This window comes from Nakamurella alba (genome assembly GCF_009707545.1).
GTDB classification, from domain to species: Bacteria; Actinomycetota; Actinomycetes; order Mycobacteriales; family Nakamurellaceae; genus Nakamurella; species Nakamurella alba.
Genome location: NZ_WLYK01000007.1, coordinates 21,020 through 42,140, shown reverse-complemented (window position 1 = coordinate 42,140; position 21,121 = coordinate 21,020). Strand labels below are relative to the sequence as shown.

General features: G+C 72.7%; 20 protein-coding genes. 6 read left to right on the top strand and 14 right to left on the bottom strand.

Annotated elements, in window-relative coordinates:
* The first annotated feature begins 175 nt into the window (after nucleotides 1-175).
* Nucleotides 176-1,429 (top strand): CaiB/BaiF CoA transferase family protein, encoded by a 1,254-nt coding sequence (locus GIS00_RS17625; RefSeq protein WP_154769781.1) that lies wholly within the window; start codon nucleotides 176-178, stop codon nucleotides 1,427-1,429.
* A 20-nt stretch (nucleotides 1,430-1,449) separates the two neighbouring features.
* On the opposite strand, the gene GIS00_RS17620 is transcribed toward GIS00_RS17625, so the two are convergent.
* Entirely contained in the window at nucleotides 1,450-2,319 is an 870-nt protein-coding gene (locus GIS00_RS17620; RefSeq protein ID WP_154769780.1) for an HpcH/HpaI aldolase/citrate lyase family protein, read from the bottom strand.
* 59 nt (nucleotides 2,320-2,378) lie between these two features.
* Between GIS00_RS17620 and GIS00_RS17615 the strand changes: the two genes are divergently transcribed.
* Nucleotides 2,379-3,578: an MFS transporter gene (locus GIS00_RS17615; RefSeq protein ID WP_154769779.1), complete on the top strand. Its 1,200-nt coding sequence runs from the start codon at nucleotides 2,379-2,381 to the stop codon at nucleotides 3,576-3,578.
* Between the two features lie 28 nt (nucleotides 3,579-3,606).
* On the opposite strand, the gene GIS00_RS17610 is transcribed toward GIS00_RS17615, so the two are convergent.
* From GIS00_RS17610 to GIS00_RS17600, 3 genes are read right to left on the bottom strand one after another with little or no spacing between them, the layout of a single operon-like run.
* Nucleotides 3,607-4,617 carry a zinc-dependent alcohol dehydrogenase family protein gene (locus tag GIS00_RS17610; RefSeq protein WP_322098081.1) on the bottom strand — a complete coding sequence of 337 codons (1,011 nt, stop codon included), beginning with the start codon at nucleotides 4,615-4,617 and terminating at the stop codon, nucleotides 3,607-3,609.
* Nucleotides 4,618-4,667: 50 nt separating this feature from the next.
* Nucleotides 4,668-5,966 (bottom strand): xylulokinase, encoded by a 1,299-nt coding sequence (locus GIS00_RS17605; protein ID WP_154769778.1) that lies wholly within the window; start codon nucleotides 5,964-5,966, stop codon nucleotides 4,668-4,670.
* Nucleotides 5,963-7,162: a winged helix DNA-binding domain-containing protein gene (locus GIS00_RS17600; RefSeq protein WP_154769777.1), complete on the bottom strand. Its 1,200-nt coding sequence runs from the start codon at nucleotides 7,160-7,162 to the stop codon at nucleotides 5,963-5,965. Before GIS00_RS17600 ends, GIS00_RS17605 begins: the two co-directional genes overlap by 4 nt.
* A 55-nt stretch (nucleotides 7,163-7,217) precedes the next feature.
* Between GIS00_RS17600 and GIS00_RS17595 the strand changes: the two genes are divergently transcribed.
* Complete coding sequence (locus GIS00_RS17595; protein ID WP_154769776.1) at nucleotides 7,218-7,565, top strand: hypothetical protein; 348 nt, start codon at nucleotides 7,218-7,220, stop codon at nucleotides 7,563-7,565.
* On the opposite strand, the gene GIS00_RS17590 is transcribed toward GIS00_RS17595, so the two are convergent.
* The 3 genes from GIS00_RS17590 to GIS00_RS17580 form a co-directional block, all read right to left on the bottom strand.
* Nucleotides 7,549-8,847: an RNA polymerase sigma factor gene (locus GIS00_RS17590; RefSeq protein WP_154769775.1), complete on the bottom strand. Its 1,299-nt coding sequence runs from the start codon at nucleotides 8,845-8,847 to the stop codon at nucleotides 7,549-7,551. The two genes, GIS00_RS17595 and GIS00_RS17590, sit on opposite strands and share 17 nt — an antisense overlap.
* 5 nt (nucleotides 8,848-8,852) lie before the next feature.
* A complete protein-coding gene (locus GIS00_RS17585; protein WP_154769774.1) occupies nucleotides 8,853-9,212 on the bottom strand; it encodes a YciI family protein in 360 nt (119 codons plus the stop codon).
* Nucleotides 9,213-9,378: 166 nt separating this feature from the next.
* The gene (locus tag GIS00_RS17580) at nucleotides 9,379-10,482 is read right to left on the bottom strand and encodes a TerC family protein (protein WP_154769773.1); all 1,104 of its coding nucleotides are present in this window, start codon (nucleotides 10,480-10,482) and stop codon (nucleotides 9,379-9,381) included.
* A 373-nt stretch (nucleotides 10,483-10,855) separates the two neighbouring features.
* On the opposite strand from GIS00_RS17580, the gene GIS00_RS17575 reads away from it, so the two are divergent.
* The gene (locus tag GIS00_RS17575; protein ID WP_154769772.1) at nucleotides 10,856-11,422 is read left to right on the top strand and encodes a YceI family protein; all 567 of its coding nucleotides are present in this window, start codon (nucleotides 10,856-10,858) and stop codon (nucleotides 11,420-11,422) included.
* 134 nt (nucleotides 11,423-11,556) lie between these two features.
* Here GIS00_RS17575 and GIS00_RS17570 read toward each other — a convergent pair whose 3' ends face one another.
* The 7 genes from GIS00_RS17570 to GIS00_RS17540 all read right to left on the bottom strand — a co-directional run bounded on the left by GIS00_RS17570 (nucleotide 11,557) and on the right by GIS00_RS17540 (nucleotide 19,720).
* Nucleotides 11,557-12,720: a PucR family transcriptional regulator gene (locus tag GIS00_RS17570; protein WP_322098080.1), complete on the bottom strand. Its 1,164-nt coding sequence runs from the start codon at nucleotides 12,718-12,720 to the stop codon at nucleotides 11,557-11,559.
* A gap of 10 nt (nucleotides 12,721-12,730) precedes the next feature.
* On the bottom strand, nucleotides 12,731-13,744 hold the full coding sequence (locus GIS00_RS17565) for a zinc-dependent alcohol dehydrogenase (protein WP_154769771.1): 1,014 nt from the start codon (nucleotides 13,742-13,744) through the stop codon (nucleotides 12,731-12,733).
* 45 nt (nucleotides 13,745-13,789) lie between these two features.
* Nucleotides 13,790-15,019 carry a hypothetical protein gene (locus GIS00_RS17560; RefSeq protein WP_154769770.1) on the bottom strand — a complete coding sequence of 410 codons (1,230 nt, stop codon included), beginning with the start codon at nucleotides 15,017-15,019 and terminating at the stop codon, nucleotides 13,790-13,792.
* 470 nt (nucleotides 15,020-15,489) lie between these two features.
* Nucleotides 15,490-17,124 (bottom strand): hypothetical protein, encoded by a 1,635-nt coding sequence (locus tag GIS00_RS17555; RefSeq protein ID WP_154769769.1) that lies wholly within the window; start codon nucleotides 17,122-17,124, stop codon nucleotides 15,490-15,492.
* Entirely contained in the window at nucleotides 17,121-18,026 is a 906-nt protein-coding gene (locus GIS00_RS17550) for an FAD:protein FMN transferase (protein WP_322098079.1), read from the bottom strand. Before GIS00_RS17550 ends, GIS00_RS17555 begins: the two co-directional genes overlap by 4 nt.
* Before the next feature lie 2 nt (nucleotides 18,027-18,028).
* Entirely contained in the window at nucleotides 18,029-18,607 is a 579-nt protein-coding gene (locus GIS00_RS17545; RefSeq protein ID WP_230313776.1) for an FMN-binding protein, read from the bottom strand.
* Between the two features lie 333 nt (nucleotides 18,608-18,940).
* Complete coding sequence (locus GIS00_RS17540; RefSeq protein WP_322098078.1) at nucleotides 18,941-19,720, bottom strand: aminoglycoside 3'-phosphotransferase; 780 nt, start codon at nucleotides 19,718-19,720, stop codon at nucleotides 18,941-18,943.
* A gap of 82 nt (nucleotides 19,721-19,802) precedes the next feature.
* Here GIS00_RS17540 and GIS00_RS17535 point away from each other — a divergent pair, with 82 nt between their 5' ends.
* Nucleotides 19,803-20,549 carry a type 1 glutamine amidotransferase family protein gene (locus GIS00_RS17535; protein ID WP_154769766.1) on the top strand — a complete coding sequence of 249 codons (747 nt, stop codon included), beginning with the start codon at nucleotides 19,803-19,805 and terminating at the stop codon, nucleotides 20,547-20,549.
* Nucleotides 20,550-20,567: 18 nt separating this feature from the next.
* Nucleotides 20,568-20,807, top strand: a complete 240-nt coding sequence (locus GIS00_RS17530; protein ID WP_154769765.1) for a mycoredoxin — start codon at nucleotides 20,568-20,570, stop codon at nucleotides 20,805-20,807.
* The last annotated feature ends 314 nt before the right edge of the window (nucleotides 20,808-21,121 follow it).

The following is a 21,121-nucleotide window of genomic DNA, read 5'->3' as shown; positions in this document are numbered from 1 at the left end:
GATCGCCGCTCCACCCCCGTGTTCCACTTGTTGGAACAGTGTCCCGTTCTCTGTGACAACGCTAGCGGTTTGCTTCCCTCAGGACAACAGTCTGTGATCCACTGTGTGGAACGTCGTTCCAATCCTGCGCGGGTGGTCGATCAGCCGCCAGGAATCCCCGAGGAGAGCGCCCCGCATGTCGTCGTCCGTCACCCAGCAGGATCCCGCCCTCCCGGAGCCGGCGGTGACCGTGCCGTCCGACGGACCGCTGGCCGGCCTGCGGGTGCTGGACATCTCCACCATCCTGGCCGGGCCGCTGGCCTGCCAGATCCTGGGTGACTTCGGCGCCGATGTGATCAAGATCGAGCACCCGCAGCGCGGCGACGGGATGCGCGGGCACGGTCCGGCCAAGGATGGCGTGCAGCTCTGGTGGAAGATGGTCGCCCGCAACAAGCGCACAGTGGCCCTCGATCTCGGCAAGCCCGAGGGTGCCGAGGTCTTCCGGGCGCTGGCCGCCACCGCGGACGTCGTCGTGGAGAACTTCCGGCCCGGCACGCTGGAGCGCTGGGGGCTGGGGTACGACCGGCTCACCGAGCAGAACCCGGGCCTGATCCTGCTGCGCATCACCGGTTTCGGGCAGACCGGGCCGTACTCCGCGCGGCCGGCCTTCGGCACCCTGGTCGAGTCGATGAGCGGTTTCGCCGCACTGACCGGGCAGCCCGACGGCCCGCCCACCCTGCCGTCCTTCGGCCTGGCGGACTCGATCGCGGCCATGGCCGGATCCTCGGCGGTGCTGACCGCGCTCTACCACCGGGACGCCCGCGGCGGCACCGGTCAGGTGATCGACCTCTCGCTGCTGGAGCCGATGATGACCGCCGTCGGGCCCGGTGTGCTGATCGCCGACCAGCTGGGCACCGACCAGCCGCGCACCGGCAACCGGTCGGTCAACAACTCCCCGCGCGACGTCTACCGCACCCGGGACGACAGCTGGGTGGCCATCTCCACCAGTGCGGACACCATCGCGGCCCGGGTCATGCACCTGGTCGGCGGCGGCGCGTTGACCGAGGAACCGTGGTTCGCCACCGGCCGGCAGCGGGCCGAGCACGCCGATGAGCTCGACGCCTACGTCGTGCCGTGGATCGCCGCCCGGGACCGGGACGAGGTGATCGCCGCGTTCGCCGCCGCCGGTGCGGCCGCGGCACCGATCTACCTTCCGTCCGATCTGCTGGACGACCCCCAGGTGGCGGCCCGCGAGATGATCACCACCGTCGAGGATCCCGAGCTCGGGCCACTGCGGATGCAGAACGTGCTGTGGCGGATGTCGGAGACGCCGGGCCGGGTCCGGCACACCGGCCGGCCGATCGGCGAGGACACCACGTCGGTGCTCGCCGAGGTCGGGATCAGCGGGGAAGCGGTGGAGGACCTGCGGGCCGCCGGGATCGTCCGCTGACCGCGGTGCCCGCGACCGGCTCAGCGGCCCGGCCCGAGCAGGGTCTGCGCCGCGCGCACCACGGCCAGGTCGATCATCGTGCCGTCGGCGCCGACCACCGCACCGCGACCGTCCGCATCGGCGCGACGGAACTCGTCGACCAACGCTCGCGCAGCGGCGATCGCGGCCTCGTCCGGGGTGAAGGTGGCCCGCAGGACCGGCAGCTGGGCCGGGTGGATCGCGGTCCGGGCGCCGAAGCCGAGCGCGCGCAACCGGGCGGTGGTCACGGCGAGTCGGTCCAGGTCGCGGAAGTCGGTGCTGGTCGATCCGATCGGCGCGGGCAGGCCCGCCGCCGCGGCGGCGACCACCACGGCGGACCGTGCGGGCAGCAGCTCGATCTCGTCCGGGCCGGGCAGCAGGCGCAGCTGCGCGCGCAGGTCCGCCTCGCCCATGCCGAGCCGGCGGACCCGCGGGCAGCGGGCGATCGCCGCCACCGCGAGCAGCCCGGCGGCCGACTCGATCAGCGGGACCAGGCCGACGGTGCCCTCGGCCAGTCCGGCCGCGGACTCCAGGCCGGACAGCCGGACGTCGAGTTCCAGCAGGTCACGCGGGTCCTCCGGTTTCGGCACGAACAGCCCGGCCAGCCGCGGGTGGACCAGCAGCGGCAGGTCCGTGCCGATCCGCGACGGGTCGATCCGCACCCAGATCTGCGGCTCGCCGATGCCGCCGGGCTGCTGCAGGAACGCGGCCACTGCGGCGACCGCGGCCTCCTTCGCCGCCGGCGCCACCCCGTCCTCGAGATCCAGCACCAGCGCGTCCGCGCCCTTGGTCAGTGCGCCGGCGAAGCGGGCGGGTGCATCACCGGGGACGTAGAGGTAGCTCAGCGGCTCGGACGCGGCGGCGGCAGACATTGGAACAGTGTTCCATCCTCAGGAACGCGACGGAACATCGCCGGAAAGGGTCGGATGAGATGACGACAACACCGACCCGGACCACCGCGCTGCGGGGTCCGGTGGTGCTGCTGTTCGCGGTGGTCACCGCGGTGGCGGCCGGAACCCTGTACTTCGGGCAGCCGCTGGTGGAGGAGATCCGGGCCGATCTCGGGGTCAGCGAGCAGGCGGTCTCGATCACCATCGCGCTGACCCAGATCGGATATGTGGTCGGGCTGCTGCTGCTGGTGCCGCTCGGCGACCGGGTGGACCGGCGCAAGGCGCTCGGCGTGCTGCTCGGACTGCTGGCGTTGGCCCAGGTCGGGGTGGCGCTGGCACCGTCGCTGGTGCTGCTGGACATCGCCGTGGTGCTGGTCGGGCTGACCGCCTGCGTGGCCCAGCTGACGGTGGCGACCGCAGCCAACATGGCGCCCGAGCAGACCCGGGGCCGGGTGGTCGGCACGGTGATGAGCGGTCTGCTGCTCGGCATCCTGCTGGCCCGCACGGTGGCCGGCTGGATCGGCGAGTGGGGCGGTTGGCGCGCGGTCTACTTCGTCGGCGCCGGACTGGTGCTGGTCACCGGAGCGGCGGCGCTGCGGGTGGTCCCGCGGTCGAAGCCGCTGGTCACCGGCAGCTACCGGGCGCTGCTCGCATCGATCGGGGCGCTGGTCCGCGACCTGCCGGTGCTGCGGGTCCGGGCGGCGCTGGGTTTCGCGCTCTTCGGCGGGTTCAGCGTGCTGTGGACGCCGCTCGGGTTCCTGCTGAGCGCGGAGCCCTACGGCTACAGCACCGCGGTGATCGGCTCCTTCGGGCTGATCGGGGCCGGTGGCGCGGCGGCGGCGATGGTGGCGGGCCGGATCACCGACCGGTTCGGCCCGGTGGTGCTGACCCTGGTCACCACCACCGTCCTGGTCCTGGCCTGGGCCCCGCTGCTGCTCGGCGGCACGCACCTCTGGGCGCTGATCGTCGGCATCCTGGTGCTCGATCTGGCGGCGATGGGCCTGCACATCACCAACCAGAGCGAGATCTACGCGCTCGACCCGGCGGCCCGCAGCCGGCTGACCGCGGCCTACATGGCGACCTACTTCCTCGGCGGCGTGGTCGGCTCGGCGGTCGCCGGACTCGCCTGGACGCACGGCGGCTGGGGTGCGGTGTGCGCGGTCGGTGCCGGGTTCGGCGTGCTGGCCGTGCTGCTCGGCCTGCTCGCCGTCCGGATGCGGCGGCGCGCGCTCAGCCGGTGACGGTGCTGGGCCGGCCGGCGGCGCGCGCTCAGCCGGTGACCACCTGCACCTTGCGGCCGGTGCCGGCCCGGAACAGGTCGACCGCCGCGGCGTAGTCGGCCATCGGGATCCGGTGGGTGATGAAGTCGGCCGGGTCGATCACCCCGGTGGCGAACAGGTCCGCCGCCCGCTCGAAGCTGTGCAGCACCGCCATCGACCCGGCGATGGTGATCTCCTGGTGGTACACGGTATACGGGTTGAACCGTGCCACTGCGTCCGTCGCGGAGACGCCGAACTGCAGGTAGGTGCCGCCGCGACCGACCCGGGTCAGGCCGTCCTCGATCGCCGGGACCGCGCCGGAGCAGTCGATCACCACGTCCCACCCGCGCGGGTGGTCCCCGGCCACCTCGTCGGCCGAGGTCGCCGTCGCCGTGCAGCCGAGATCCGCTGCGCCGGCGAGTCTCCCGGTGTTCCGGTCGAGCACGGTCACGGTGGCCGCGCCGGCCTTCTTGGCCAGCTGCAGCATCATCAGGCCCATCGTGCCGGCGCCGTAGATCAGCACGTGGTCCGCCAGTGCCATCCGCAGCACGTCGTACCCCCGGATGGCGCACGCCAGCGGCTCGATCAGCGGGGCGTCCCGGGTGTCGACGTGCTCCGGCAGTCGGACGCAGTTCGCTGCCGGGGCGGCGACCAGTTCGGCGGCGCCACCCGGTGCGGTCACCCCGAGCGAACCCCAGCGCTCGCACTGGTTCCCGCGGGCGCGGCGGCACTGGTAGCACTGCCCGCAGTACAGCGACGGGTCGACCGCGACCCGGTCGCCGACCGTGATCCCGAACAGGTCGTCCTTGTCGCCCGCGCCGACGGCGACCACGGTGCCGGCGAACTCGTGGCCGGGCACCGTCGGCCAGGACCGGGCGAGATCACCTTCCAGGATGTGGATGTCGGTACCGCAGATGCCCGCGGCGGCCGGCGCGACGATCACCTCGCCGGGGCCTGGGGTCGGGTCCGGCAGCTCGCCGATCTCGATGGTCTCCGGCGCGGTGAACAGGACGGCCTTCACGGGGGTGCTCCTTCGTTGCTGGTGTGGCGGGGTGGTGGTGTGACTGCGCGTCAGAGGTCCGCATGACCGGCGAGCAGGGCAGCACCGTCGGCGGAATCCCCGTCGGCCGGCAGGATCTCGCGGCCCAGTGCGGCGCCGAGCAGCGATCGCCACAGCGGTGAGGAGGCGCCGCGGCCGCCGGCCGCTACCCGCGCCGGCAGCACGCCGTCGGTGACAGCGGCGGCCAGGCCGGTCATCTCGCCGGCCACCCCGGCCAGGACGGCACGGGTCAGGTCGGCCCGCGTGTGATCGGCGCGCAGCCCGGTGAAGGATCCGCCCGCGGCGTGGTCGCCGTCCCGGCCGCCCTGCAGGTGCGGCACGAACACCGGACCGCCCGTGCCCGCGCCGGCCACCTCCGCCAGCAGGTCGTCCACGCTGCGTCCGGCGATCCCGGACCACCAGGTCAGCGCCAGACCGGCGGCGTGGATGGAGTCCAGGCGCAGCCAGGTGTCGGGGAGCGCATGCCGGAAGGCGCCGGGCACGGCGTGGTCGCTCGCCGAGATCGCGACTCCGGAGGTGCCGAGCGAGAGTCCCAGCGCACCAGGTGCTGTCACGTCCAGGGCGATGCCGAGGGCGGCCTGGTCCCCCGCCCCGCCGACCACCGGGGAGCCGAGCAGCCGGCGCAGCACCGGGTCGCCGTCCGGGAGCGCCGCGATCTCGCCGGTCACCGCGGCCGAGGGCAGCACCGGCGGCAGCCGGTCGAGGTCGATCCCGCAGCCGGCGGCCAGATCGGAGTCCCACTGCCCGGACCGGGTGTCCAGCAGGGCGGTCGCGGAGGCGTCCGCCGGCTCGGTGGCGTACCCGGCGCCCAGCCGCAGCCGGACGAGATCCTTGGGCACCAGCACCTTCCGGGTCCGGCTCAGCACCTCCGGTTCGTGCGCCCGGAGCCAGCGCAGGTGGGCCGCGGTGAAGGCGGCCAGCAGCGGATTGCCGGTGACGTCGACGTGCTCCGGGTGCGCCGCGTTGTACGCCGCACACAGCTCGGCGGCCCGGCGGTCGGACCACAGGATCGCCGGACGCAGCGGCCGGTCGTCGGCGCTCAGCAGCGTGGTGGTGTGCATCTGGCCGGTCAGCCCGATGACCGAGTTGCCGGCGGTGACCGCGGGATGGTGGTGCAGCAGCGCGGTGAGCGCCTCACCCACCGCCCGCCACCAGTCGTCCTGGTCCTGCTCGACCCGGTCCGGTGCGGGATGGGCGGAGGGGTAGTGCGAGGAGCGGAATGCGGTGCGCTGCTGCGACTCCTGGTCGTGCAGGGCGACCTTCACCGAGCTGGTGCCGATGTCGACGCCCAGCCGGAAACGTCGGGTCATCCGGCGAGCTCCTTCTCCAGCGGTGTCCGGAAGGACGGTACGACACCGCGGCCACCCAGCCGAACCTGCAGGTCCGCCACCTGCGCGGCGACGGCCGCGGTGCCGGCCCGGCCGATCCGGGTCAGCAGCCGGTGCGCCACCTCGCCGTCCTTGCGGACTGTCCACCCGCCGACCACGCCGCCGTTCCACCAGATCGTCGGCCCGATGTTGCCGTTGCGGTCGAAGAGCGGCGTGCGGTCGATGTCGAAGTAGAAGTCCCGGTCCTTCCACCCCATCGCAGTCGGGTCCAGGGCCGGCAGCAGGTTCGCCACCGGTGCGGGTGTCGGCTCCGGATCCAGGTCGCCGGGCAGCACGAAGCCCGGCGCACTGCCCTCCAGTTCGACCTCGACGGCGCCGAGAGCGGCCAGGGCGGCGCGGGTCTCGCCCAGGTTCCAGCCGGTCCACCACTTCACGTCGGCCTCGGTGGCCGGGCCGAACCGTCGCAGGTACAACCCGGCCAGGTCCCGCCGGGCGTCCGCCGGGTCGAGCTCGGGCAGCCCGTCCGGCCAGAACGCGCGGCCCGGTTCCCAGCGGTGCCGGCGCGAGGCCCAGTCGCCCTGCGGCCGGCCGCGGACGATCCGGCCCTCGCAGCCCAGCCCGACCAGCACCATGCTGGTGATAGCCTGCCGGGCGTCCCACGGCTGGTTGCCGGTCGGCAGCATCGCGGTGCGCAGACGTGGCTCCAGGGCGACGATCTCGGCCGCGGTGGCCACGCCCAGCTGCTCCACCGCGGCCGCCGCGCCGTCGGCCACCGACCGGATCCAGGCGGTGAGGTCGATGTCGCCGAGCTCCGGATCCGTGGGCCCGCGCAGCAGCGACTCCAGGCGCCGCCATGTGCGGGCGGCCACCCCCAGCGACGCACCGGCGTGCACCACCGGCACCGAGGCCATCGGCACCACGAACAGCGTGCGGCGCATCGCCATCATCCGGACCACGGACCGGTCGTCGTGCAGCGCCGTGCCGACGCCCTCGATCGTCAGGTGGGGATCGCGGGCCAGCACCGACAGCGAGATGGACGCCGGGTCGGTCGCGTGCAGCCCCAGCACGCCGTCGGCGGCGGCGAGGACGGAACCGGCCGGGTGCTCGGCGGCGAGGTGGTGCCGGGTCAGCAGCCGGGCGCGTCGGGCGGTGGTGGTGAACACGGGCGACCTGGGCATCGGGTCCGATCATGCCGGACCCTGCCGTCCGGCCACCGCAGGGTTACCGTCGCACATGACCGTTGCCGAGTCGCCCGGGACGGGCCCCGGCTGGGTGCCGTCCGCGTGCACCCTGCCGACCACCGAGCAGCCGCTGCGCGCGGCGGAGTTCGACGAGGTGTTCGCCACTGATGTGCTGGCCGTGCACGCCGGGCCGGACGAGGTGCGCCTGGAGCTGCGCCCGGACGCCGGAGTGGCGGCCCGGGTGGCGGGGCTCGCGGTGCGGGAGACCTCCTGCTGCTCCTTCTTCACCTTCGACCTGCACGCCGCGGACGGCCGGGTGGAGCTGACGATCCGCACCGGACCGGCCCACCGTGAGGTGCTGTCGGCGCTGGCCGACCGGGCGGTCAGCCGCAGTCGCTGATCCGCCGGCGCAGGTGCCGCACCTCGGCAGGGTTGCGGGCCAGGTCCAGTGCCGTCCGCAGGGCAGCACGTGCGTCGTCGGTACGGCCGTCGCGGAGCAGGAGTTCGCCGTGGACGGCGTGGAACAGGTGGTAGTCGTCCAGCTCGCGGATCCCGTCGAGCAGCGCCAGCCCGGCCCGCGGGCCGTCCGCCATCGCCACGGCCACCGCATGGTTCAACGTGACCACCGGTCCCGGACGGACCCGGGCGAGGTGCCGGTAGAACGTCGCGATCGCCGGCCAGTCGGTGTCCGCCGCGGTGCGTGCGATCGCGTGCTGCTCGGCGATCAGCGCCTGCAGCTGGAACGGTCCGGGACTGCGCCGGTGCAGGGCCGCGGCCAGCACCCGCCGTGCCCGGTCGATCATCGGCAGGTCCCAGCGGGTGCGGTCCTGGTCGTCCAGCAGCACCAGCTCGTCGCCGGACACCCGGGTCGCCGACCGCGCCTGCAGGAACAGTTGCAGGGCCAGCAGCCCCTCCACCTCGGCCAGTGCTCCTGCGGCGGTGGCGGTGTCGGGGTCGAGTTGGTCCCGCAGCAGCGCGGTCAGCCGGATCGCCTCGTCGGTCAGCGACACCCTGGTCACCGCACCGTCCCCACGGGACAGGTAGCCCTCGTTGCAGATCAGGTACAGCACGTCGAGCAGCGCACCGATCCGCTCGGTCGGATCGGCCGGCACCACCAGCGGGATGCGGGCGTCCCGGATCTTCTTCTTTGCCCGGACGATGCGCTGCGCCATGGTGGCGGTCGGCACCAGGAACGCCGCGGCGATCTCCTCCGTGCTCAGGCCGCCGACCAGGCGCAGCGTCAGCGCCACCTGCACGTCGGCGGCCAGCGCCGGGTGCGCACAGAGCAGCATCAGCCGCAGTCGCTCGTCCCCGGTCTCCCGGTGGTCCTCGATCTGCACCGGAACCACCTCCCCGGCCGCGAAGTCGTCGGTGTCGGAGTCGTACAGGTCGGGCGCGGCCGCCGCCCACCTGCGCCGGGCGGCGGCCGCCCGGCGGAGCAGGTCGATCGCCCGGTGCGCGGCCACCGTGTGCAGCCAGGCCACCGGCCGGCCCGGGACGCCGTCGGCGGGCCAGCGCTCGGCGGCCGTGATCACTGCGTCCTGGAAGGCCTCGTCGGCCAGGTGCAGGTCGCCGAACCGCGCCGTGAGCAGGGCGATCAACCGCCCGCCGTCCTCCCGGACCGCGGCAGTGAGGGCCTGGTGGGTGGTTCCCGGCGCCGCCGGCCCCTGGTCGGCCGGCATCCGGTTCAGCCGGCGTCCGGCCGGTAGGTCAGCGGCCGGACCTCCACGAGAGCGTCCGGCAGCGGTACTGCCTTCGCCAGCTCGAGCGCAGCGTCCAGATCGTCCGCCCTCACCAGGTAGAAGCCGCCGAGCTGTTCCTTGGTCTCGGCGTAGGGGCCGTCCAGCAGGGTGTCCACCGCGCCGCCGGACCGGCGCACGGTCGTCGCGCTGGTGCTGAGCTGCAGGCCGCCGCCGGTCACCCAGTGGCCGCTGTCGATCAGCTGCTGGTTGAAGGCCAGCCAGCCGGCCATCATCTGCCCGTGCTCGGGCGTGCCCGGCTCCGGCGCGTCCGTCTCCTCGCGGTAGATCAGGATCATGTACTCCATGGCGGGTCTCCTCCATCGCGATGTGCCGGGCCGTGCGGCCCGTCCGCACCCATGACGCAGCGCCGGTTCCGGATCGACAGCCGTTCTGCACCGAATTCTGCTCCTGCCCCCGGAACGCCGAACGGGCCGCTCCCGGTGAGGGAACGGCCCGTTCGGATCGTGTGGACTACTCGCGCGAGGGCGGCGTCTTGGTCAGACCCGGCCCGCCGGGGTTGACCCCGCTGCCCGGCAGATCGGCGCCGGGTCCGTCGCCGGCCGAGGTGATCGCACCACCACCGCCGTCCGGCCCGTCGGGTCCGGCGAGTTGTTCGGTCCCGGTGTCCTCGTCCTCCTCCTCGGGGAGGGGCTTGAGGATCGACCAGACGATGGAGACCGCCAGGGCCACCACGATCACGATCAAGGAGACCCAGGACGGGATCTCCGGGATCGAGGTGGAGATCATCTTGTGCGAGGCCTGCAGGATCAGCTTCACGCCGATGAAGGCGAGGATGAATGCCAGACCCTTGCCCAGGTAGTGGAACTTCTTCAACAGCCCGGCGAGCAGGAAGTACAGCGCCCGCAGGCCCAGGATCGCGAAGGCGTTCGAGCTGTAGATGATGAAGGTGTTGTCGCTGACCGCCAGCACCGCGGGGACGCTGTCGACGGCGAAGATCAGGTCGGCGGCCTCGATGGCGGCGACCACCGCGAGCAGCGGGGTGGCGACCCGCTTGCCGGCCTCCTTGATGAAGAACTTCGTGCCGTGGTACTCGTCCGACACCGGGTAGAACTTGCGCAGCAGGCGCACGCCGATGTTCTTGCTCATGTCGGCGTCCTCGTCGTCCTGCTCGCGCAGCAGCTTGAAGGCGCTGTAGATGAGGACCGCCGCGAAGACGAACAGGATCACCGTGAACTGGTTGACGATCGCGACGCCGGCGGCGAGGAAGATGCCGCGGAAGATCAGCGCGCCGATGACGCCGTAGAACAGGACCCGGTGCTGGTACTCACGGGGCACCGCGAAGTACCCGAAGATCAGGGCGAAGACAAACAGGTTGTCGACGGAGAGCGATTTCTCCAGCAACCAGGCGGTGGTGAACTCGACACCCGCCTCGGAGCCCATGGTGGCGAAGATGACGCCGGCGAAGATCAGCGAGAGGCCCACCCAGACGGCGGACCAGATCGCGGCTTCCTTGAACTTGATGACATGTGCGCCGCGGTGGGCGAGCAGGTCGATCGTCAACATGATGACGACGACCGCGCCGAACGCGAGCCAGCCCCACAGCGGGACGGTCATGTGGCTGCTCCTTCTCGGATGCTGGGGAACTCTCGGATGACTGGGGGATCTGTTGGATCTGGTGGATCTGGTGGATCCGCGGCCCGGGACCGGGGCACCGGCCGCTCACCTGACCCAGGATGCCTGCCGACAGCTTGCGGAACCAGCGCAACATCCGGCTGACATCGTCGGGTCGGACTGCCGGAGTCCGGCAAGATGACCGGAGCCCGTGGGGCCGTCGACGCACGCGCCGGTATCAGCGACGGCGACCGGCGCTCCTGATCCGCGTCGGAAAGTACGAGCCGGGACGGAACCGAACCCGGGTGTCACGAGTCCGATCACCACCAGCCGGGAGCACCGGCGCACCACCGATCGAGCTGCAGGAGGCACCACCATGGCGCGTACCGCCACCGTCGACCGCACGGTCACCGCCTGCTCCGTCCAGGGGCTGACCGCCGGCCGCTGGACGATCGAGTGCTCCCGGTCCGCGCTCAAGGTGTCGGTCAAGGTCGGCATCTTCGCCACCGCCACCGGCCGGTTCGGCCGGGTCACCGGCCAGGTCGAGCTGGCCGAGGACCACCTGGCCAGCACCGTCGAGGTCGCCGTCGACACCCGCTCGCTGACCAGCGGCAGCTCGTCCATGGATGCCCTGCTGCACGGCGCCGGGATCATCGACAGCGAGGCCAACCCGACCATCAGCTTCGTCTCCCGCGCCCTGCGGCCGGCCGGTCAGGACGGCCGCTGGCTGCTCGACGGCCTGCTGACCACCGACGGCGCCGTCCTCGACGTCACGCTCGACATGGCCGACCCGACCCTGGCCGCCGACGGCGCCCTCGAACTGCATGCCGTCGGCCAGCTCTCCAGCAAGGACGCCGTCCGCCTGCTCTCCCACCCCGGCGTCGAGAAGATCCTCGGCCGCACCATGGCCCTCGACCTCGTGGTCGTGGTGGTCAAGGACTGAGCCCACCCCCCACCCGGCGCGAGGATCATCATCGCCTGCGCGTGTGATCGTGCCCCTTTTGGTACAGGTGGGACGGTTGTCGCCATTTTCCTACGCGCAAGCGATGAAGATCCTCGCGCGGGGGCGGGTGGGGGTCAGGGCCAGCCGAGCAGGCGGGCGCCGAGGACGGCGGTCTGCAGCGTGAATCGTTCGGCGGGATCGGCCGGGTCGTGGCCGAGCAGGGCGGCGATCCGCTCCAGCCGGTAGGTGAAAGCGCGCACCGACAGGTGCAGACGGCGGGCGGCGGCGGTGGCGTTGCCGCCCTCCGCGAAGTACGCCTCCATGGTCTGCAGCAACGGTTCCGGGCCGCCGCGCGCGGTGCGCAGCGGGTCGAGAACGGCGGTCACCAGGTCGCGCATGGCCGGCTCGTCGCGGACCAGTACCCGGTGCACCAGCAGCTGTGCGGCGTCGAACACCGGGCCCTGCCCACCGAGTCGGTCACCGAGATCCAGCGCTTCCAGGGCTTCTTCGTAGGCGAGTCGGACGCCGGGGGGACCGGGCCGGGGGCGGCCGACGCCCATCCGCCAGTCGCCGACCGCAGCGGTTCGCGACAATCTGACCGCTCCACCGGTTCTCGGCAGCACGTCGGTCAGCCGGTCGACGACGAAGTCGATGGCCTCCCGGTCCGGCGCCGCGAAGATCACCACCAGTCGGTCGTCCTTGGTCGCGACCAGGGCATCGGCGTCCGCCTTCGCGCCGAGCAGTGACCGCTCGATCAGTGCGGTCAGCGGGGAGGCGTCGGTGAACGGCTGCTCCGCCGAGACCACCGCCACCGTCTGCGGTCCCGCGAGATCGAGACCGAACTGGGACGCCCGGTCGAGCAGTGCCGGGACCGCATGGCTGCCGCCGAGCAGCAGGTCGTCCACCAGCTCGCGACGCGCCGCCACCTGGGCCCGGACGAGATCCCGTCGGGCCAACTGGAATCCCTCGATGACCGCGGCGGTCACCTCCGAGACCCCGCGCAGCATCACCTCTCCCGCGCGCGCCACCACCTTCGGGTCGTCGGCGGACACCTCCGGCAGCCGCCGCCACAGCCGCCAGGCCGCCGACAGGTAGAGGTCGATCAGCGAGCGGAGCACCACACCGCGGCCCGCGGCATGCTTGCCGATCTCCGAGAAGGTGCCGAGATCCCTTTTCCTGATCCGGGTCCCGGACGCCACAGCGACCGACAGCACCGGCAGCAGATCGCCGAGCAGGGCCGGGTCCAGGTCCTCGGCGTCCCGGGCGGCGGCGCGGGCGACCGCGTCGACGTCGATCACCGGGCCGGCCTCACCGGCGCGGGTCGATGTGCATCTTGGGCCCGGGGCCGGCGTCTTCGGGCCGCCACCCCTCGAGCACGTCGGCCGCCCGCTCCAGCGGGACGGTCGCGGCGACCAGCGGCTCCGGGTCGACGGTGCCGTCGGCGAAGGCGCCGACGGTGAACTCCGCCGCGGGGGAACCGGACAGGTCGCCGATCATCGTCACGTCCTTGAACACCAGCTCGCGGACGTCGATCGCGGTCGGCTCGCCGGCGATCCCGGCCAGCACGACCCGGCCGCCGGGCTCCACGAGATCGAATGCCCGGCGCGGCATCCCGACCCCGCTGGACATGTCGATCACCACCTGGAACTCCAGTGCGGGGACGTCGTCGACCCGGTGCACCCCGGCCACCCCGAGGCCGCGGGCCAGGTCGAGCCCGCCGGCGGAGCGGCCCAGCACGTGCACCTCGGCGCCGGCGGCCCGGGCGAAGTCGGCGGCCAGCAGGCCGAGGGTGCCGGGCCCGATCACCGCGACGCGCTCGCCGGCGGCGACCCCGGCGCGCAGCACCGCGCGGGCGGAGTTGCCGCCGGGCTCCACCATGGCGCCGGCGCCGTCGGACACGCTGTCCGGCAACGGTTGCAGGCTGGTCACCGGCACCAGCACCTGCTCGGCCAGCGCGCCGTGCCACCCGCCCAGCACACCGACCTCGAACCGGTCGGCGCAGACGTGCTGCAGTCCGCGGGCACACCGGTCGCACCGCCGGCACCCGAGCATCGTGTCGCCGGACACCCGGCGACCGGTCCAGGACTCGTCGACACCCGGTCCGACCGACGAGACCGCGCCGCACCACTCGTGTCCCGGCCGGAGGGGGTAGACCGCCTGGCCGGTCGCCAGGTACGGCATGGTGCCGCGCAGGAAGGCCACGTCGGTGCCGCACACCCCCACCCGGTGCACGTCGACGACGACCTGTCCGGGGCCGGCCACCGGCGCGGGGACGTCGCGGACGTCCGCCTTCCCCGGCCCGGTGAGCACCAGTGCGCGCATGATCCCGAGCCTAACGGCCCCGGCCGGATCGCAGCAGGGCACCGGTCAGTGCACGTACCGCTGCTGCAACCACTCCCGCCAGTCCTTCTCCGCGGCGGCCGGTGCCAGGGTGGCGCCCTCCCGGTCCGGGTCGGGGAAGTAGGCGAAGGGAGTGCGGCCGTTGCCGGAGTACACGGAGCGCGCCACGTCCAGCATGGTGCGGGTGCCCTCGGTGTCGGCGAGGTAGAGGAACACCGTGCCGGACAACGCGTACCAGTTGTTCCGTTCCCGGACGTCCTGCTGGTAGAGCAGGGTCCGGTCGGGCAGCGCCGCCGCCACGTGCTCGCGGATCCAGGTCGGGTCCACGTTGTCCAGGTCGTCCGGCAGCGGGTAGACGTCGTTGCGGTCGGTGCCGTTGCGGCGGTGCAGCACCTCCATCGCCACCGCGATGCCCTCGATGGTCCAGAGTGCCAGCGGTTCCTCGCCGACCTTGTAGGTCAGCGCCGAGTTTCGGGTCATCAGCTGGTGGGTCATCTCGTGCACCAGCACGTCCTGGGCGTAGATGGCGCCGGCGCCCCACGGGTGCAGCACCTCGCCGGCCGAGTCGGCGAGCATGAGCACGATCCTCGAGTCCGGTGACGCCCTCGTCCCCGGGTAGCGACCGGCGGCCTCGGCCAGCGAGAAGGTGCCGTTGGAGACCTGGGTCCCGGCGGCGGCGGAGGAGAACCAGCGATAGGGCGCGGATGCCAGGAAGACGACGGTGCCGCGGGGGGCCCGCAGGCCGGTCCCGTCCAGCCGCTCGCCGATCCAGTCCCGGGCCCGGCCGGCCTTCTGCGCGACCTCGTCCGGCCAGCCCTGCAGCGTGCTGTCGTCGCGCCGGCTGACCACCGCGACCTCGTCGCCACGGGTCACCTCCAGCACGCAGTCGCAGTTCATCGGGTCGTCGACGTAGGTGGGGGCGAACCCGGTGATCCGCCGGACGCCGTCGGTGCTGCCGACCGTCAGCCGGTAGGACAGCCCCGGCAGCGATCCGCGGTCGTCGTACGGGCTGCGGATGCCGAGGACCACCGTGCGCTGCAGCTCCTTGCCCTGCCCGTCGCCGGTGAGTCCGCCGGGCAGCGTGGAGAAGGTCGCCGCCTCCACGCCGAGGGCGCGCTGGTTGTCGAACCAATGGCCGGCCCGGGCACGCAGCTCCGCGCCGAACCGGGCGACGAAGTCGTCGCGCCGGCCGGACAGCAGGTCGGCGGCGAGGGCATCGGCCACCGACCGGACCACCTCGTCCCCGGCGGCGATCAACTGCGCCTCGTCCGGCGTGGGAGAAGGCGTCGTACCGCTCGGAGTACTCGGCACACTCGGGGTGGCGGACGTGGAGCTGTCGACGGCCGGTGCCGGACGGGAGGTCGGGGAGGTGACCGGCGCGCTGCTGCTCCTCGCCGGCGCGGGATCCGTCGGGGAGGCGGGCGCCGGGGACGCCGGGCTGCAGGCGCCGACGACCAGGGCCGGGAGCAGGAGAAGGAGGACCGGGAACGACCGGGCCCGGGCGCGGCGACGCCCCGGATCCGTCCGAGCCACTCGACCCACCCGCCGTCCCGACACCGTTCCTGATCGGCGGGAACGGTACGGCACCGACCACCCCGGTGACGCCTGCACGTGCCCGCCGCCGACAGTTCCACCCGGTACCCGGGAGTCACCGGTCCCACACGGGGCGTGGTCACACCGTCGGCGGCACCGGAGGGCGCCGCCGACGGTGGAGCCGGGGGAGGCGATCAGTAGCCGGTGAAGGCGTCCGTGTGCACCCGGCGGGCGCCGGCCTGCTTCGCCGACCGCCGTACGGCCGCGACCATCGCCGGGGGACCGGACACGTAGACCGACCGCTCGGCGAGGTCGGGCACGGACTGCTCCAGCGCATCCTTGCCGACGAACGGCGCCTGGTGCCAGCTCCAGCCGGCGGGCAGCGCCGGCGGCCGGTCGGGGCTGACGACGACGCCGGGCACCCCGCCCAACTCGTCCAGGTAGGCCAGGTCGCTGGTGGACGCGGTCGCGTAGATCATCACCACGTCGCGGTGCTCACCGGTCTCCCGCAGGTGCCGGACCTGCGCGACGAACGGGGTGACACCGATCCCGCCGGCGACCAGGGCGACCTTGCGGTCCAGCCGCCGCGGCAGCAGGAAGTCGCCGGCGACACCGGTGGCCCGCACCTGCTGGCCCGGCTCCAGTCCGGCCAGCGCCTGCTTGTACGTCGACGACTTCTCCGCCGGCACCCGGGTGGCGATCGCGACGTCGTCCGAGTTCGGCGAGCTGACCAGGCTGAACACCCGTCGCGTGCCGCGGCTGTCGGCGCGGTGCGGCAGCTGCAGCTCGAGGTACTGGCCGGCCCTGCTGCGCAGCTTGCGGCGGCTGGAGAAGGTCAGCTCGTGCAGGCCCGGGGCGATCTCCTTGCGCTCGCGCAATGTCAGGTCCAGGCCCTTGCGCTGGCCGAAGCAGAACGCGATGACGTTGCCGACGACCAGGGCCAGCTCCGGGGTGAAGCTGATGAACAGGTCGGGGAAGTACAGGGGCTGCACGTAAAGGAACGCGACGACCAGGGCCACCACCGCCCGCTGCCAGCGGAGCGGTGCCTGGGTCAGCGGCTCGCTGAGCATGAAGCCGGCCAGGAACAGGATCGGCGCCGAGTAGAGCGCGGTCTCGATGCCGGCGCCCAGGGTGGCGCCGAAGTCGGTCTGCGCCTTGATCGTCATCAGCAGCGCGGGGATCACGAAGATCAGCGCGAAGCCGAGGCGGCGGGTGCGGAACAGCACCAGCAGGGCGCCGACCAGGGTCGGCCAGAACAGTGCCTCGCTCGCCACCCACCAGACGCTCGCGCCCTGGCCGATGACGGTCACCAGCACGACGCCGATCGCCGCGGGGTTGGCGATGTGCCGGCCGCGCCAGGCGAGGACGAACTTGCTGAGCCCGGCGAAGACGCCGGCCAGTGCGACCGCCAGCAGGTACCCGCCGGACAGGTCCGGCCACAGCAGGAAGAACAGCAGCAGCGCGGTGATCAGCGAGGACTCGAGGTGGGTGTGCGCGCCGACCACCTTCGCCGCGATCCAGCTGCTGCCGTAGACGGTCACCGCCGCGATGGCCAGGCTCACCAGCATCGCGCCGGGACTGAAGAACAGCACGTCGAACGCGGCCAGCACGATCGAGTAGACGGCGAGCACCGCCAGCACGATCAGCACCAGCCGGTACATGGTGACCCTGCCGAGCATGCGGTCCAGTCTGCCCAGCAGCGTGGTGCCGCCGGCAATCACCTTGTTGGGTGCCTTCAACGCAGTGCCGGGGGCCGCTGATGTGCCTGTGGCCGTGGTGCCTGTGCCAGGAGTGCCCGTGGGCGTGCCGGTGGCGGGTGTGGTGGTCATCGGAATACCTCCCCGGGAAGGCCCGCGTCGTGGGTCACGACCCCGCGGGCGGTCATCCGGACGTAGTGGAAATGGGGCGCCGGTGTGGTGCCTGCTGCTGCTTCTCGAAGTCCTGCCTGCAGTGCGGGGCCGGTGGCGAAGAAGAGTGCCGTGGCCAGACCGTCGGCCACCATCGCGGACTGGGCGATCGCCCAGGTGGCGACCACCTCGCCGGTGGGTGCGGCGGTGCCGGTGTCCAGCACGTGGTGCACGGGGCCGGCCGGGTCGTGCCCGCCCCACACCCGGCGGTTGCTCGCCGACGCGCAGATCGCCGCGTCGCGCAGCTCGACCACCCCGATGGCCCGGGTCGGGTCGGCGGGGTGTTCCAGCGCCACCCGGACCGGGGTGGGCCCGCGGTGCAGCATGTCCCCGCCGGCGTCGACCAGGAAGCTGTCGACGCCGCCGTCGGCGAGGGCCTGGCCGACCAGGTCGACCAGCAGGCCCTTCCCGGCGGCGCCGACGTCGAGCAGGGTGTCGTCCGCGACGGCGAGAGTGCTGCCGTCCCAGTCGATCCGCTCGGCCCAGGCCGGGACCGGCACGGTGCCCGGCCGCGGCCGCAGGCTGTACGACGCGTCGTACCCGAGGTGCTCCAGCGTCCGGCCCACCAACGGGCTGACCGCGCCGCCGGTCGCCCGGTAGAGCAGGTCGTAGAAGTCGAGCATCCGGGCACCGTCCGCGTCCGGTGCCCAGTCGGTCGGCCCGGCGGCGAGCCGGGTGACGATGGAGTCGGACCGGAAGCGGGACCAGGTGCGATCGAAGTCCTCGATCAGGTCGTGCACCCGCGCCTCGAGGCCGGCGCCCACTGGCAGATCGGTGTCGATCTGCCAGTGGGTGCCGATGGCCTCGAAGGCGAGGGTGGGCACGGTCAGGCCTGGGTGGCTTCGGTCTTGATCTGCTCGATGGCCGCGTTGAAACCGCCGCTGGTCAGCGACGAGCCGGCGACCTTGGAGACCGCGAGCTCGTCGATGCTCTTGCCGACGACCTCGGACGACACGTTCTCGGCGAACATCGTCTGGTACTGCACCGAGTTCGGGTTCGAGGCCTGCGGGGTCACGGTGACCTCGGTGACCACGTCGTCGGTCAGGGTGACCTCGACCTCGACGCTCTCCTGCCCGGCCGGCGACTGGTACGTGCCGGTCGCCGTGTAGCTGCCGTCGGCGTAGGTGCCGTCGTCGGCGGCCGCGGTCGAGCTGTCGGCCGGGGCCGCGGTGCTGTCCGCCGAGGACGCGGTGTCCTCCGACGACCCCGCGGACTCGGCACTGCTGACGGTGATCGATCCCGAGGAGAGGTCCTCGCTGCTGCCTGCGGACGTGGCGGCCGCCGAGGTCTCGGCGGCGGCGGTGGTGCCGGCGGTGGTCGTGGTGGTGGCGGCCTGCTGGGCGGTGCAGGCCGACAACGCCCCGATCACGGCCGCTCCGGCCAGTGCTGCTCGGATGTGTCTCATGCGCATCGCGGTCATGTGTCGCGTCCCATCGTTCGTCGTCTCGGACATCTCGTCGAACCCGGCTCCGGTGGCGGCCGTTCGAGGAACAGCTCACCGGAACCGCTGCGGAATCACACAGGGAGAACCTGAGTGCATCCCATGAATCGTTGAAGGCTCAAGATCGAACCCTCTTCGTTATCGAACGACGCGGGCCCGGGAATGGTTGGGAGACCCGGGTCACTTTCTTCGACCGATCGGCGTCGCCGCAGGTCAGAGGCCTCTACGGCTGACGATTCGCGAACGGTCGATGAGCCGCGTCGCGGCCGTTCGGGAGGTCTGTCCGGAACGCCCGGGTCAGGGTCCGAGATCCCAGAGCAACCGGTAGTACGCGATCCGCCGCGGGTCCCAGTCGACTCCGTAGGACTCGACCAGCAGCTCCTCGAAGCCCGGCCCGTAGTTCCAGGTGCAGCTCAGCGAGGCGATCGCCAGGTCCGCCCACCGGTCACCGGTGCCGAGCCGGCCGAGGTCGACGTGGGCGACCGGGGTGCCGTCCTCGTCGAGCAGGGTGTTCGGCGCGCAGGCGTCGCCGTGGCAGACGACCGGTCCGTCCACCGGCGGCGGGTCCGCCAGCAGCCGCCGGGCGGCGGGGAAGTCCAGATGCCGGTGCTCCTGCCCCCAGTCGTCCGGGTCGCGGTGCCCGAGTCCGGCGTCGATCTCGCCCAGTCGCAGGTCCAGGTCCCAGCGGAACGGGCAGTCGTCGACCGGCAGGGCCTCGTGCAGCTCGCGCAGCCCGCGCCCGATGGCCGGCACCGCCGTCGACGCCCGGAGGGTCCAGTCCGGATCGACCGCGGACCGCCCCGCGACGGTGCGGGTGACCAGCCACTCACCGGTCCCGTCGGACCGGTGCTCCAGTGGCTCCGGGACCGTGGTGAACGGTGCGGCCCAGATCAGTCGCTCCTGCTCACGGCGCAGATCAGGGCCACCGATGGGGCTCCACTTGATGTGGACGCCGTGCCCGCGCAGGGTGATCCCGCCGGCTTCGTTGCGCCACACCGGGGTGGCGTCGTGGATCCGGGCGATCTCGACGACGGCGGCGGGCAGCTCCCGGTCGGCGTCGGGCGGTCCGGCGATCACCGGATCCAGCCTGCCACGTACTTCGGTGGCGCCCGGGCGCTCCTGAGCGCGGTACTACCGGCAGGACGAGAGGACGAGGGACATGAGTGGTCATCTGATCGGCGGCGGGTGGGACCCGCAGTGGCGGGACGCGGTGTGGGGGCCGTTCGTTGCCGATGCCCGGGACGCGGCGGGCGGCGCGGTGCCGCGGATCGCCTGCGCGGTGTTCGACGAGGGCGACGGGTCGGAGCAGTTCCGGCGCTGGGCGGATGTGCTGACCGCGACCGCTGACTGCACGCCGGTGCCGGTGCTGTTCACCGACGTGGTGCCGGAGGAGGCGCTGCGCACGGTGGAGGCTGCCGACGCGCTGCTGGTCTGCGGTGGGTTGACCCCGGCCTATGCCGCGGCGCTGGCCCCGGTGGCCGATCGGCTCCGGGTCTTCCTGGGCACACATCCGTACGCCGGCTTCTCCGCGGGCGCGGCGATCGCCGCGGGTCGGGCCGTCGTCGGCGGCTGGGTGCTCGACGGCCGGCCGGTCTGCCCGGAGGACGCCGGGGAGGACCTGGACGAGCTGTCGGTCGTCGACGGGCTCGGGCTGCTCGGCCCGGCGGTCGACGTGCATGCCGCGCAGTGGGGCACGCTCGGCCGGCTGGTCGCGGCGGCGGCCGCCGGTCTGGTGGGCAGCGGTGTGGCGATCGACGAGAACACCGCGCTGCGGCCCGACGGCACGGTGGTCGGCGCCGGCCGGGTCACCCTGGTCCGTTCGGACGAGTCGGGCGAGGTGTCGGGGCTGGTGTCGGTCGCGGCATTCATGGCCGGGCAGATCATGCCGGGAATCGACCGCGGCTGAGCAGGTGTTGCACCGGGCATGAGCGATCTGACCGTGTACTCGGCGAGCTGGTGCCCGTTCTCCCAGATGCTGTTGGCGGACCTGCAGGAGGCCGGCATCGACTACACGGAGATCGACGTGGACCACGACGACGCCGCGGCCGAGTTGGTGAAGAGCCTCAACAACGGCAACCGCACCGTGCCGACCGTGGTCTTCGCCGACGGCAGCTCGCTGACCAACCCACCGGTGGACCAGGTGGCCGCCCGACTCGGTGTCTGACCGGGACGAGGGTGATCCGGTCGACGTGACGGCGCTCACGGTGACGGGAGTCCCGACACCGGATTCCGCACACCGATGATCATGACCGCACCGGATCGAACAGGCCGGGGCGGCGAAGTCTGGTGTCCTGCACCACCTTTTACGATTCAGTGAAACAGGCGACAGCACAAGATCGATCATCGCCTGGTTATCGTCGCTGCCAACCCACTTGACCGGCCGTCACGGGGGACCGGAACGGCCGAGCAGGACCGGAGTCCGACGAGGGACGGGCCGACAGCGGTCGGCGGAGCGTTCCCGGTGCGGGCAGGTGACTC

Coding starts and splice junctions, on each gene's coding strand:
- GIS00_RS17600 (WP_154769777.1), bottom strand. CDS start 7,162: ATGCCCAGGTCGCCCGTGTTCACCACCACCGCCCGACGCGCCCGGCTG.
- GIS00_RS17575 (WP_154769772.1), top strand. CDS start 10,856: ATGGCGCGTACCGCCACCGTCGACCGCACGGTCACCGCCTGCTCCGTC.
- GIS00_RS17535 (WP_154769766.1), top strand. CDS start 19,803: ATGAGTGGTCATCTGATCGGCGGCGGGTGGGACCCGCAGTGGCGGGAC.
- GIS00_RS17585 (WP_154769774.1), bottom strand. CDS start 9,212: ATGGAGTACATGATCCTGATCTACCGCGAGGAGACGGACGCGCCGGAG.
- GIS00_RS17590 (WP_154769775.1), bottom strand. CDS start 8,847: ATGCCGGCCGACCAGGGGCCGGCGGCGCCGGGAACCACCCACCAGGCC.
- GIS00_RS17620 (WP_154769780.1), bottom strand. CDS start 2,319: ATGTCTGCCGCCGCCGCGTCCGAGCCGCTGAGCTACCTCTACGTCCCC.
- GIS00_RS17545 (WP_230313776.1), bottom strand. CDS start 18,607: ATGAGACACATCCGAGCAGCACTGGCCGGAGCGGCCGTGATCGGGGCG.
- GIS00_RS17555 (WP_154769769.1), bottom strand. CDS start 17,124: ATGACCACCACACCCGCCACCGGCACGCCCACGGGCACTCCTGGCACA.
- GIS00_RS17605 (WP_154769778.1), bottom strand. CDS start 5,966: ATGACCCGACGTTTCCGGCTGGGCGTCGACATCGGCACCAGCTCGGTG.
- GIS00_RS17580 (WP_154769773.1), bottom strand. CDS start 10,482: ATGACCGTCCCGCTGTGGGGCTGGCTCGCGTTCGGCGCGGTCGTCGTC.
- GIS00_RS17530 (WP_154769765.1), top strand. CDS start 20,568: ATGAGCGATCTGACCGTGTACTCGGCGAGCTGGTGCCCGTTCTCCCAG.
- GIS00_RS17615 (WP_154769779.1), top strand. CDS start 2,379: ATGACGACAACACCGACCCGGACCACCGCGCTGCGGGGTCCGGTGGTG.
- GIS00_RS17565 (WP_154769771.1), bottom strand. CDS start 13,744: ATGCGCGCACTGGTGCTCACCGGGCCGGGGAAGGCGGACGTCCGCGAC.
- GIS00_RS17625 (WP_154769781.1), top strand. CDS start 176: ATGTCGTCGTCCGTCACCCAGCAGGATCCCGCCCTCCCGGAGCCGGCG.
- GIS00_RS17595 (WP_154769776.1), top strand. CDS start 7,218: ATGACCGTTGCCGAGTCGCCCGGGACGGGCCCCGGCTGGGTGCCGTCC.